Here is a 12,604-nt window from a genome sequence, read left to right on the forward strand (position 1 = left end):
CAATAAGGCTAGAGGCACCGAGAACCTTGTTTCGTCCTTAAAATGGATTACGCTACAAATACGACAAAAGCAAAAAAAGGCCGTCTCATGTCATATGATGAGACGGCCTCCTGAATTGATGATCCAATCTGTTTAGTAGGCGAGGAGCGCTTTCTCCCCTGTTTCCCTGATGTCATTGAGAGGTATCAGGGTGAAACCCCATTGGTACTCTCTGTTGGCGGGAAGGGTGTACTCCGGCAATGGACGGGCACCCCAGCTGTTGTAACCCGCCACACCCTGTTGCTTCATATCAACGCACACCTCCACGTAATCACGCGGTGTGATGTCGTTGATGTGTGTCTGGCGGGGTTTTCTGTTGCGTGCATCCGCGTCGTTGCGTCCTTCGATCTCCTCGCGGTTGAAGTTGTTCCACTGATAGGGACGGTGCGTTGCCTCTTCCGAATCAAAATCTTCCACGCTGTTGTGGAGAGCATTGAACCCGATGGTGTTGTCTGCCAGCACCATCAAACCCTTCTTGCCGTTGGAGAGAGCCACCCAGCGGGTATCGCTGCGATGACCGTTTTCCTGCGGTCGCACGTAGGGGAAGTAGAGATCACCGGCGTTGCTGCTGTAGAGACCCACCTTCGATCCGGAAGCCCTGTCAATGTAGTTCTCACCGGGTCCACGTCCGAACCAGGATACCTTCTCCATCGTTACCGGAAGTCGGAAACGCATGCCAATGCGCGGGACATTCAATGTGGAGGATGCCTTTCTGGCCGCTGACGCCTCGGGTGAGTAGGTCGCGGTGAGGGTGGCCTCCGAAGCGCTGATCGTTTCTTCCTTCATGTCGGTAGAATGAAAGGTGATGGCTGTATGCACGATTCCTTCCGGGTAGAGGCTGTATTTCACGTCGTAAAGGTTACCGGCGGCGAGCAGGTAGGTCACCTTAAGCACCATCTTATTGCCCTCTTCGTAGGTTTTGGCATCTGTGATCCTGAAATCCCGACTCGACTCTTTCCAGACCTGTAGGCGGGCGGGAGCTCCATTGCCGTAGTCGTTGTCGTTGGGAGCTCTCCAGAAGTTAGGCTGCAGGCCGAAACCATCATCGAAATAATCGGTTCCGTTCACCTTGTAGGAGGTGACCATGCCCAATTCCTTGTCGAAGCGAAAGAGCAGTTGTTTTCTTTTTATTTCGATGATCTCACTTTTCTCAGTCACCTTCCAGCCCGGGTTTACGATGCTGCTGGCATATTCCGCTTTCTCGGTTTCCAGGGGCAGCCTCAACTGCTCGAGGGCCACCTGGTGACCTGCCGGCAGCAACTCTGTAGCCTCCTTCCTTGTCACCTCAAAGTTGAGGAAATATTCTCTTCCGGCTTTGGGTTTGATGCCCGCTATTGGAAGCTCCATCTCTACGGATTGCTGGGGTGCCAGGGTTACAGGCAGTTCACCGGTTGTCATTGCATTGCCATTTTCGGTGATGTTGTACTGAAAGCGGTAAGCGTCGCTGTTGGTAAAGTAGTGGCGGTTGGTGATGCGAATCTTCCCTGTGGCGAGATCCACTGCCTCAAAGGCGAAGTTCTGGTGCACATACTTCACTTCAGCCATGGCAGGGTGGGGGGTACGATCGGGACCCACCACGCCGTTGCAGAGGAAGTTGCCATCGCTGGGAGTGTCCACACCGTAATCCCCTCCATAGGTATAGAAGAGGCGGCCCTGGTCATCATACGCTTCCATGGCCTGGTCTACCCAGTCCCAGATATAGCCTCCCTGGAGGTTGGGGTATTTGTATATCGCCTCCCACTGGATGTCGAGATTACCGTTTGAGTTTCCCATGGCGTGCGAATACTCCGAGGGGACTACCGGTCGGTCGCTGCCATTCCTACCAATCTCTTCAAGCCATGCTGCGCTGGGATACTGTGGCACATACATGTCGGTATTTTGATCCCACAACGCCCGTTCGTAGTTGACCGGTCGCTCCATCAGTCCGCGGTCCTGGTCCTTCACGAACTTGTAGGTGTAGAAGAAGTTGATGCCGTTACCCGCTTCGTTGCCGAGCGACCAGAAGGTGACAGAGGGGTGGTTCTTGTTCCGTTCGAACATGTTCACGGTTCTTTCCATGTGTGCCTCCTTCCATTCGGGATGCCTGGAGAGTGATCGTTCACCGTAGTACATGGCATGCGACTCAATGTTTGCTTCGTCATAGACGTAGAGTCCATACTCGCTGCAGAGTTCGTAGAAGCGGCGTGACTGCGGGTAGTGGGAGAGACGTACCGTGTTGATATTGTGCTGTTTCATCAGCTCAAAATCACGGATCATCAGCTCCTCGGTCATGTAATGACCCGTTTTCGGGTTCGTCTCATGGATGTTCACCCCTTTAAGCTTTATCGGCTGGCCGTTCACCAGCAGCAGGCGATCTGTCCGATCGCCACTGGTCACCTGCTTGATCTCAATGCGGCGAAAGCCGACAGGGTAGGGGACCACCTCTCCTGTTTCCTGACCCTCACCGGTAACGGTGATCAGCAGCTTGTAGAGGTTAGGGTGTTCGTCGCTCCAGGTGGCTACATCGGCTAGTTCAGCGGCGAAACGAACCGACTGCACCCCATTTGAATGCACCGATAGTCTCTTGGATCCTGTGGCAACCCTGTTACCCGTCTCGTTGAGCAGCTCATAGCTGACCTCAGCGGCTGATGCACCCCTGCCATAGTTGGCCACGCTGGTTTCCAGTTCAAAGATGCCATCACGGTAACTCTCATCGAGGGTCGATTTGACACGGAAGTCACGAAGTGAGGTGCGGGGTTGAGACCAGAGGAACACATCCCGTTCGATGCCACTGATGCGCCAGAAGTCCTGCGCCTCGAGGTATGATCCTGTGCTCCAGCGGAATATTTTGATTGCCACGCTGTTTTTTCCCGGTTTCACGTAGGGTGTGATCCTGAACTCGGCGGTGGTCTTTGAGTCCTCACTGTAACCCACCTCCCGGCCATTGACGTAAAGGTAGACTCCCGACTTGGCACCATCGATGCTGAGGAAGATCTCCCGTTCATCCCACTCCTGTGGGATGGTGATCTCCCGACGATAGACACCCACCGGGTTCTCTTCCGGCAGATAGGGAGGTTCCATCTTTGGGTAGCGGGTCAAAGGATCCCGCTCCACGAACTCGTAGGGATGGTTCACGTAGATGGGTGTACCGAAGCCTTGCAGCTCCCAGTTACCGGGTACATGGATCTCTTTCCACGCATCGAGAGCGACTGCTGAATCGGTCACATTCACCGGCAGATCGCGATAGCTCTCTGCGAAGTAAAAGTTCCATGTGCCGTTCAGGGAGAGGTAGTAGTTGCTCTCTTCAAATTTTTTCTGCAATGCCTCCTCTTTGCTGTCGTAGGTCATGAACTGGGTACGGGGATACTCCTTGTTCACCTGTACCACGTTGACATCCTGCCAGTAGGGGATTGTACGCCGCGGTGAGACATTCATATATTCCTGAGCCGATAACGGACTGATTAATAGAAAACTGGCGAGAAATATATAAAGATTCAAAAGACGATTCATATCAAGCTAATATTTTATAGTTGGTTGGTAATAATTGTTTTTCCGGCGCGATCAAACTGTATTGATCTCTGCGAGCAATGCATCAGCCAGGCGACTGGCACCCACACGGAACAGGGTGTTGTTGCACCATTCTTCACCAAGAGTCTCTTTTACAATGGTATAATATGTGAGCGCATCTTCCGGGGTAGCCACCCCGCCGGAAACCTTTATCCCTACCTTGCGTCCTGTTTTCTGATGGTAGTCACTGATGGCACGGCACATCACCCAGGCCGCCTCCGGTGTGGCACCCGGATAACCCTTACCGGTAGAGGTCTTCAGGAAATCAGCACCGGAATAGAGCGAGAGAATCGATGCTTTATAGATGTTTGCACCTGTTTTCAATGCACCGGTCTCCAGAATCACCTTCAAGGATGCCTGGCGACAAGCCTCTTTGATCTCCGAGAGCTCTTCACACATCTCTTCATAATCTTCTCCAAGAAAGAGACCGAGGTTCATCACTACGTCGATCTCATCTGCCCCGTCGGCCACAGCCAGTGCTGTTTCCGCCACTTTTACCTCCGTAAAGGTTTGTGACGATGGGAAACCGGCAGATACAGAAGCGATCCGCACGTCGGCCGTAAGCGCTTCCTTCACTGTGCGGGCAAAATTTGGATAGACACAGATGGCCGCCACATTTGGGATATCGGGTCGGGTACCGTCGAAGTTGTTCACTTTCTCGGTGAACTGCCATACTCCCTCACGGGTGTCGGTGCTGTTCAGGGTGGTAAGATCGATGCAGCCATAGATGTTGCTGTAGACCTCTTTTCTTCTGTTCTGTTCACTCTTCTCAGTCAACAGTTTATTCACCTGTTCTGTCACCTGCTCATCGGTAAGCCTGAAAGGATAGGCCTGCAGGGTGGAATGATACTTCTCTTTTTCCATAAAGGATCAAAATTTATTGGTTTAGTTGAAATTATTCGTTCAGTTTTGGATTCTCCTTGTGACGGGTGGCATCCCTCTTGCTTTTTTTCGCAATGTTCCTTTTCAATGCCTCTTCCATGTCAACACCTGTCTGGTTGGCCAGACAAAGCAATACCCAGAGTACATCAGCCATCTCATCCGCCAGTTCCGCCTTGCGGTCGCTCTCCTTGAAGGACTGTTCACCGTAGGTTCTGGCGATGATACGGGCCACTTCCCCCACCTCCTCGGTGAGGATGGCCATGTTGGTCAGCTCACTAAAGTATCGTACACCATGGGTGCGTATCCACTCATCGATCAGTTGTTGCGCTTCCAGTAGTCTCATCTATTCCCTGTTTTTTGAATCGATCCAGATGGTGACCGGACCGTTGTTGTTTAACGCTACCTGCATATCGGCACCAAACTCTCCTGTTTGAACCCTCCGGCCTGAGTGTTGTTCCAAGGCTTGACAGAATTTCTCATACAGGGGGATCGCTTTCTCCGGCTTTGACGCACGTATGTAGGAGGGACGGTTACCCTTCCTGGTGCTGGCATGAAGAGTGAACTGCGAAACGACCAACAGCTCTCCGGCAACATCAGAAACCGAGAGGTTCATCACTCCATTCAGATCGTCAAAAATTCTAAGTTGTACGATCTTCCTGCAAAGATACTCAATATCGTTGTCATCATCCTCCTCTTCAATCCCTACAAATAGCAACAGACCATTGTCGATGCTGCTTTTTATTTCACCACCGATTGTAACGGCGGCACGCGATACGCGTTGAATCAATACCCTCATATGTCCGTTTTATTGTAGCTGTCACTGATCCATTGGCGAATCAATGCTGCTTTACTTGTTCCAATCAGTTCAATGATCTCCTGGTCGGTTGCCTCCTTGATCCGTTTGATGCTCTTGAAATGAGTGAGCAGTTTTCTTTTTGTCTCTTTGCCGATTCCTTTCACACCATCGAGCTGTGAGCTGATCTGCGACTTGCTTCTCTTTTGTCGGTGGAAAGTGATGCCGAAACGGTGTGCCTCATCGCGTAGCTGCTGAATCAATTTCAGGGTCTCTGAATTCTTGTCAATGTACAGCGGAACGGAGTCACCCGGATAGTAAATCTCTTCGAGCCGCTTCGCGATGCCTATCACAGCGATTTGACCATAGAGGCCAATTTTCTGAAGCGATTCCACCGCAGCGTGGAGTTGCCCCTTACCTCCGTCAATCACAATGAGTTGGGGTAGGGTAGACCCCTCGTTAAGCATGCGAGCGTAGCGTCTTTCAACGATCTCCCGCATCGATCCGTAATCATCAGGTCCTGTCACGCTTTTCACGTTAAAATGGCGGTACTCTTTTTTTGCCGGTTTAGCTTTTTTGAATACCACGCAGGCTGCCACCGGATGTGTGCCCTGGATGTTGGAGTTGTCGAAGCACTCGATGTGCCAGGGCATCTCTTTCAGACGGAGATCTTTCTGTACCCCCTTCAAGATGCGTGTTGCTCTTTGGTCGGGATTCAGCATCTCCGATTTTTTCAGCTTGTCCAGTTTATACTGCTTTACATTTTTTTCCGACAACTGTAACAATGTGCGTTTGTCCCCACGCTGCGGAATGGTGAAATCTACCCCTGACAGTTTCAACTCGGGCAGGAAGGGGACAATGATCTCCTTCGAGTTGCTGCCGAAACGTTGTCTCATTTCAACGATGCCAAGGCCGAGCAACTCTTCCCGTGTCTCTTCCAGCTTCTTCCGGTACTCAAAGGTGTAGGCCTGGTTGATGGCCCCGTTTACCACATGGAGGTAGTTGATGTAGGCCGCCTGCTCATCCTCCTCCAGTGCAAAGACATCGAGATTGTATCCGAAGTTACTGACAACTTGCGATTTCTCCCGGAAATTCTGAATAAGCAACAACTTCTCTTTCAGCTCTTGTGCCTCTTCGAAACGTAGTTCATCCGCCAGTTTCTGCATCTCTTCGCGAATTTGCCTTTCGATGATTGAGATATTTCCCTTGAGGATTTCTGTGATTTCAGCAATGTTGCGGTTGTATTCCTCCAGCGACTGCAACCCTTCGCATGGCCCTTTACACTTTTTGATGTGGTATTGCAGGCAAACTTTGAATTTACCAGCTGCAATATTTTCAGGTGCCAGGTTAAGCCTGCAAGTACGTACCTTGTAGACATTGCGAAAGATTTCCAGCAAGGTGTTTACCGATTGTACCGAAGTATAGGGTCCGAAGTAACGGGAGCCATCTTTCACGATGTTGCGTGTTTTGTAGACACGCGGAAAAAACTCGTTTTTGACAACAATTGAGGGGTAGCTCTTGTCATCTTTCAGTAGCACGTTATAGCGTGGACGGAGTTGTTTGATCAGGTTGTTTTCCAGCAGGAAGGTATCTTCCTCCGTGTTCACGACGATGTATTTGATCTTACGGATATTCCTTACAAGGATCCTCGTCTTGGGATGTTCATGCTGCTTGTTGAAGTAAGAGGAGACCCTTTTTTTCAGATTCTTTGCCTTGCCTACATAGATCACCGTACCCTTTTCGTCGAGAAATTGGTAACAACCGGGCTGTTGCGGGATCACTTTAAGGGTATCTTTAATCTCCTGGTTCATCTTTACACGAATGTTGCTGTCTTGACAAAGGTACAAAAAAAGCCCATTTTTGTTCCCCTACATATCGGTACAACAAAAATGAGCAGTATTCAATCAGTAGGTCTTCTAAATAGAAAATTTCAGGATCGAGCTTACCTCCACATCGTCCGGGAAAAGCGATCGCCCATCCAGGTCCTCCAGTTCAATCAGGAAGTTAATGTAGATGTTTCGTACGCCAAGTTTTTTCACCAGGTTGTAGGCTGCCACCATGGTGCCGCCTGTGGCCAGGAGGTCGTCGTGAATCAATACCACATCATCCTTCGTGAGGGCATCCTCATGAATCTGTATGGTGTCTTCGCCATATTCCTTGCTGTAGGTCTCCTCGATGACCTTGTAGGGGAGTTTACCCGGCTTACGGATTGGCACGAACCCTGCTTCCAGCTTGATGGCTACTGCCGGTCCCATGAAAAAGCCCCTCGATTCAATGCCCACCACCTTGGTGATGCCTTTGTCACGATAGCTCTCGTAGAGAATGTCTGAGAGTTCTTTGAGATGCTCCGGCGACTGGAACAGGGTGGTGATGTCCTTGAACTGAATACCCGGGATAGGGAAGTCCGGGATGTTCCTCACGGAAGCTGTTAGTTTTTCAATGCTCATTTTATATGCAATTAATTGTTTTTTTTGGAAATGTTCCACGTGAAACATTTCGGTTTCTTATCTTCCAAGCAACACCAGCAAGACCGATATGTCGTTGGGCGAAACACCGGGTATCCTGCTTGCCTGTGCGATTGTTTCAGGGTTGATACGGGTCAGTTTCTGTCTTGCTTCGGTGGAGAGAGACTGAATCTCGTTGTAGTTGAATTTGTCCTTGATACGGATATCTTCAAGCCGTGTGATCTTGTCAGCCATCACCTGTTCGCGCTTGATGTATCCGCTGTACTTGATCTGGATGTCGGCCGACTCGATGATCTCCTCCTTCCGTTCCGGGATGCTTTCCAGAAGTTCACGCAAGGGTGCAACCTCACGTGCCATCACCTCCAGGTCGATGTGTGGTCGCACCAGCAGATCGATCAGCTTCACTCCCTGTTTGAGGGGAGAGGTGCCTATGCTCTCCAGGAAGGGATTGATCCTGTCTGCCTTGATGGAGAAATCATTCACGAAACCGATGATCTCATTCACTTTTTCCACTTTGTTCGTAAGCAGATTCATTCGTCCTGCAGTCGCCAATCCCAGTTCATATCCCCTGCGGGTGAGCCGTTCGTCGGCATTGTCCTGCCGAAGCAATATGCGGTACTCGGCGCGGGAGGTAAACATCCTGTAGGGTTCATCCACCCCCTTTGTGATCAGGTCATCAATCAGTACCCCGATATAGGCTTCGTCGCGTTGCAACACAAATGGACTGCCCCCATGGCAGTTGATGTGGGCGTTGATGCCCGCCATGATGCCCTGTCCTGCGGCCTCCTCATAGCCTGTCGTGCCGTTGATCTGGCCGGCAAAAAAGAGGTTTTTCACAGCCTTTGTTTCGAGGGTGGGGTAGAGCTGCGTGGGGTCGAAAAAGTCATACTCGATGGCATAACCGGGACGGAAGATATGCGCGTTGCGAAAAGCGGGAATGCTCTGCAGCGCCTTCAACTGGGTTTCCAACGGCAGTGATGAGGAGAAACCGTTGAGATAACATTCGTGTGTGGTTTCACCCTCCGGTTCGAGGAAGAGCTGGTGGCTTGTTTTCTCGGAGAAGGTGACAATTTTTGTCTCAATGCTGGGGCAGTAGCGGGGGCCGATGCTCTGTATCTGTCCGTTGTAGAGCGGTGAGTCATTCAGTCCCTCCCGCAGTGCGGCATGCACCTCATCCGAGGTGTAGGCGATCCAGCAACTCCGTTGTTTGAGGGTGCGCTGTACCTCCGGGAGATAGGAAAACTTGTGGAAATCGATGTCCCCTTTTTGTTCTTCCAGCAGTGAGTAGTCGATGGATCGGGCATCGATCCGCACCGGTGTGCCTGTCTTCATCCTGTCGGTGCGGAATCCTCGCTCCCGCAGTTGTTCTGTCATCCCGAAAGAAGCCGGTTCGGCGATGCGACCACCGCCGATCTGCACCTTGCCGATGTGGATCAACCCATTTAGAAAGGTGCCGTTCGTAAGGATTACTGCACCGGCGGTGAAGGTGACACCTATGCGGGTTTTCACACCTGTTACCCTGTCATTGTCAAAGATGAGCTCGGTGACAGTATCCTGCCACATGAAGAGGTTGGGGGTGTTTTCGATGATGTCCCGCCAGGTTTCGATGTATTTCACCCGGTCACTTTGTACGCGGGGACTCCACATGGCAGGACCCTTGGAGCGGTTTAGCATCCTGAACTGAATGGCCGTGCGGTCGCTTACGATGCCCATCTGGCCACCCAAAGCATCAATCTCACGTACGATCTGGCCTTTGGCCACACCACCCACGGCAGGATTGCAACTCATTTGTGCAATCTTGTTCATGTCCATGGTGATGAGCAACGTCCGGGAGCCCATGTTGGCTGCGGCCGTTGCTGCTTCGCAGCCGGCATGACCTGCACCCACAACTATGATGTCGTAATTGAAATTCATTTTCTTTTAATCGAAGGTGCAAATTTACTAAAAAAGAAAACGTTGCCTGTCGCTTATACTGTTAATAACCGATAATATCCCATCAGCTGCTCTCACTTGATGTTGAGCCGTAGGTGTATGGGCAGGTGGTCGCTGTAACCGCCCACATATTTGCCGCTGTAGGTGCGGTTGGGCTTGGGTCGGTTGTTGCGACCGAAGTAGAGGAGCCAGGATGGGTTGAACAGGTCGGCATCTTCCGGTTTGCAGTCGATGGTTGTTGACATGAGCAGGTTTCCTGAGACGATTACCTGGTCAAACATTAGCCATCCCTTGTGGTAGGTAGTCCCCAATCCTTTCTTGTATCTTGGGTAAAGAAGGTTGTAAAGCCCCATGCTTTTGACTTCCTCAAAGCTTTTATGTGCACCCAGCACCTCGTCCACGCTGTTGTCATCCGGTGTGTCGTTGAAGTCGCCCATGATGATCACATTCGCTTCCGGTTCTTCCGCAGTTAATTTGTAGACAGCGTTCCTCAATTCACTGGCAGCAAAATAACGTCTCCTTTCTGAAAGTTCGCGTCCCTCGGCGCGTGAAGGAAAATGGATGGTGAAGAGATGCAGCACTTCCCCATTGGGGATTGTTCCTTTCACATAAAGGATATCCCGGGTACGATCTTCAATGCCCGGGAGACGAACCAGTACCGGGTGACTCTCCAGCACCCTGAAAGTACCGGTGTTGTATATCATAGCCACATCCGAACCCCGTTCATCGGGACTGTCGTAATGAACGAAGCTGTATCCCTTCAAGCCTCTCTGATTCATTTCCTGCAACATGCTCTCCATTACAGTTTTGTTTTCAATTTCAGCAAGCGAGATGACATCAGGATAATTTGGATGAACGATCTTGGTGATTACATTTGTCAATTTTTCAACTTTATCTTGGTAACGATAATTGGTCCACTCACGAAATCCTTCCGGTGTGAATTCATCATCCATCGTGTTGGGATCATCAACGGTGTCGTAAAAGTTCTCGGTGTTGTAGAACATCAGAGAGAAGGTTTTGGTCATATCAGAAGTGCTTTGTTTTACATATGTGAATTATCGGAAGGTCTTGAGTCGTTTTGTAAATTATTGGCTGTTAGAATTCAACAGAAATAGTGCTTTATCTTCTGCCTCCCTCATCTCTTTTTGCTCCTTCCTGTTCTTGTCACGCAGGCCACAGAGGTGCAGCACACCATGGATGATCACCCGTCGCAGTTCTTCCTCAAACGGAGTCTGATACTTTTGTGAATTGCTGCTTACCGTCTCAAGGCTGATGATGATATCCCCAGCGATGGTATTTTCTTCCGAATAGTCGAAAGTGATGATGTCGGTGAAATAATCATGCTGAAGATAGTGGCGGTTCATCTCCAGGATTTTCCGGTCGTCACAAAAGAGGTAGGAAAGTTCTCCAACCTTCTTGCCATAATTGGCAGCAATCGTTTTGATCCAGTTTGCCGTCTCACGTTTTTTGATTGCTCCCGGAAAGGGGACGTTCTCTGATTGAAATCTGATGGCCATAATTATTAATATATATTAACGTTGAGGATCGCATATTTGCTAACCGAAAAAGAGGTAGGCCGTGAATATGGCAGCGATGACACCGGCCAGATCGGCCAAAAGCGCATAGGGAACGGTGTAGCGCGAATTTTTTATGTTCACGGCTCCATAGTAAACAGCTACGATATAAAAAGTAGTGTCGGTGGCTCCCTGCAATACGGCTGAAAGACGTCCTGTAAATGAGTCGGCACCGAAGTTTTTCATCGTGTCTATCATCATCCCCCTGGCGCCGCTACCGCTGAGCGGTTTCATCAGTGCCGTGGGCATGCCATCCACCCAACGGGTGTCGCTGCCGGTCATCGCCACCAGGCTGCGCAATCCATCCATGAGGAAATCCATCGCACCCGAGGCCCGGAAGACACCGATGCCCACAAGGATGGCGATCAGGTAAGGGATGATGGTGACAGCAGTCTTGAAACCATCTTTTGCACCGTCGATAAAGGCCTCAAAGATGTTGATTTTTTTTCGCAGCGCCTTTAAGATGAAGAGGCAGATGATAGAAAAGAGAATGATGTTGGCAGCCAGGCTGGAGACAATGTTGATCTGCTCCTGCGGCATGGTGCGGAAGAGCAGCACGGTGGCAGCGATGATGGCGCACATGCCCAGCAGGAAGCCCATGATGGCGCGTTGGAAGATGTTGATTCCCTGCCTCAGGCATACTGCGATCACTCCCGCGAGTGTGGCGGCGAAGGTGGCGATCATGATGGGGATGAAGACATCGGCCGGGTTGGCAGCACCCAGCTGAGCGCGGTAAACCATCACTGTGACAGGAATCAGGGTGAGTCCGGAAGCATTCAGCACCAGGAACATGATCATCGGGTTGGAAGCCTGTTCCTTCTGTGGGTTGATCTCCTGCAGCTGTTGCATCGCCTTCAGACCGAAGGGGGTGGCAGCATTGTCGAGTCCCAGCATGTTGGCAGAGATGTTCATCAGCATTGATCCCGCGGCGGGGTGGTTTTTCGGAAGGTCAGGGAAGAGTCGTGAAAAGAGGGGTGCCACAGCGCGAGAGAACAGCTCCACCATGCCGCCCCGTTCACCGATCTTCATCACTCCCAACCAGAGGGAGAGCACTCCCGTCAGTCCCAGTGAGATCTCGAAACCGGTACGTGCGGTGTCGTAGGTGGAGTTCATGATGTCGGTGAAGACCTGCATGTCTCCAAAGAAGAGCAGCTTTACCAGAGCCACCACAAAGGCGATAAGGAAGAACGCGATCCAGATGTAGTTCAATACCATATTCAGCGGAAATCAAGGTTGAAAAAGAGTTGTTACTGACATTCAACATCCAAAGGTACAATTTCTGCTATTTTATCAAGAAGGAAAATAAGATATTTTGTAACTTTACCAGGCTGAACAGAGAGCCTTCGATTAAATGCGCTGGAAGGATTTTCTAT

The 12,604-nt window shown here is 50.6% G+C and carries 10 protein-coding genes; all 10 read right to left on the reverse strand.

Annotated elements, in window-relative coordinates:
* Positions 1-132 precede the first annotated feature (132 nt).
* Positions 133-3,453, reverse strand: a complete 3,321-nt coding sequence (locus JS578_07005; GenBank protein QRX62653.1) for a DUF4981 domain-containing protein — start codon at positions 3,451-3,453, stop codon at positions 133-135.
* A 126-nt stretch (positions 3,454-3,579) separates the two neighbouring features.
* Entirely contained in the window at positions 3,580-4,449 is an 870-nt protein-coding gene (gene deoC / locus JS578_07010; GenBank protein ID QRX62654.1) for a deoxyribose-phosphate aldolase, read from the reverse strand.
* Positions 4,450-4,480: 31 nt separating this feature from the next.
* Positions 4,481-4,810 carry a nucleotide pyrophosphohydrolase gene (locus JS578_07015; protein QRX62655.1) on the reverse strand — a complete coding sequence of 110 codons (330 nt, stop codon included), beginning with the start codon at positions 4,808-4,810 and terminating at the stop codon, positions 4,481-4,483.
* The gene (locus tag JS578_07020) at positions 4,811-5,263 is read right to left on the reverse strand and encodes a D-tyrosyl-tRNA(Tyr) deacylase (protein QRX62656.1); all 453 of its coding nucleotides are present in this window, start codon (positions 5,261-5,263) and stop codon (positions 4,811-4,813) included.
* Positions 5,260-7,071, reverse strand: coding sequence for an excinuclease ABC subunit UvrC (uvrC, locus tag JS578_07025; protein QRX62657.1), 1,812 nt, complete (start codon positions 7,069-7,071; stop codon positions 5,260-5,262). Before uvrC ends, JS578_07020 begins: the two co-directional genes overlap by 4 nt.
* Positions 7,072-7,176: 105 nt before the next feature.
* On the reverse strand, positions 7,177-7,707 hold the full coding sequence (locus tag JS578_07030) for an adenine phosphoribosyltransferase (GenBank protein ID QRX62658.1): 531 nt from the start codon (positions 7,705-7,707) through the stop codon (positions 7,177-7,179).
* 57 nt (positions 7,708-7,764) lie between these two features.
* Entirely contained in the window at positions 7,765-9,639 is a 1,875-nt protein-coding gene (mnmG, locus tag JS578_07035) for a tRNA uridine-5-carboxymethylaminomethyl(34) synthesis enzyme MnmG (protein QRX62659.1), read from the reverse strand.
* 92 nt (positions 9,640-9,731) lie between these two features.
* On the reverse strand, positions 9,732-10,682 hold the full coding sequence (locus JS578_07040; GenBank protein QRX62660.1) for a hypothetical protein: 951 nt from the start codon (positions 10,680-10,682) through the stop codon (positions 9,732-9,734).
* 60 nt (positions 10,683-10,742) lie between these two features.
* Complete coding sequence (gene ybeY, locus JS578_07045; protein ID QRX62661.1) at positions 10,743-11,174, reverse strand: rRNA maturation RNase YbeY; 432 nt, start codon at positions 11,172-11,174, stop codon at positions 10,743-10,745.
* 39 nt (positions 11,175-11,213) lie between these two features.
* Positions 11,214-12,446 (reverse strand): hypothetical protein, encoded by a 1,233-nt coding sequence (locus JS578_07050; protein ID QRX62662.1) that lies wholly within the window; start codon positions 12,444-12,446, stop codon positions 11,214-11,216.
* Positions 12,447-12,604: the final 158 nt, after the last annotated feature.

Source organism: Dysgonomonadaceae bacterium zrk40, from assembly GCA_016916535.1.
In the GTDB taxonomy this organism is placed as follows: domain Bacteria; phylum Bacteroidota; class Bacteroidia; order Bacteroidales; family Dysgonomonadaceae; genus Proteiniphilum.

Bases quoted from the DNA above. Each gene is read 5' to 3' on its own strand.
- JS578_07015 (QRX62655.1), bottom strand. From the start codon at position 4,810: ATGAGACTACTGGAAGCGCAACAACTGATCGATGAGTGGATACGCACC.
- JS578_07005 (QRX62653.1), bottom strand. From the start codon at position 3,453: ATGAATGTCTCACCGCGGCGTACAATCCCCTACTGGCAGGATGTCAAC.
- JS578_07030 (QRX62658.1), bottom strand. From the start codon at position 7,707: ATGAGCATTGAAAAACTAACAGCTTCCGTGAGGAACATCCCGGACTTC.
- JS578_07050 (QRX62662.1), bottom strand. From the start codon at position 12,446: ATGGTATTGAACTACATCTGGATCGCGTTCTTCCTTATCGCCTTTGTG.
- deoC (QRX62654.1), bottom strand. From the start codon at position 4,449: ATGGAAAAAGAGAAGTATCATTCCACCCTGCAGGCCTATCCTTTCAGG.
- JS578_07020 (QRX62656.1), bottom strand. From the start codon at position 5,263: ATGAGGGTATTGATTCAACGCGTATCGCGTGCCGCCGTTACAATCGGT.
- ybeY (QRX62661.1), bottom strand. From the start codon at position 11,174: ATGGCCATCAGATTTCAATCAGAGAACGTCCCCTTTCCGGGAGCAATC.
- JS578_07040 (QRX62660.1), bottom strand. From the start codon at position 10,682: ATGACCAAAACCTTCTCTCTGATGTTCTACAACACCGAGAACTTTTAC.
- uvrC (QRX62657.1), bottom strand. From the start codon at position 7,071: ATGAACCAGGAGATTAAAGATACCCTTAAAGTGATCCCGCAACAGCCC.
- mnmG (QRX62659.1), bottom strand. From the start codon at position 9,639: ATGAATTTCAATTACGACATCATAGTTGTGGGTGCAGGTCATGCCGGC.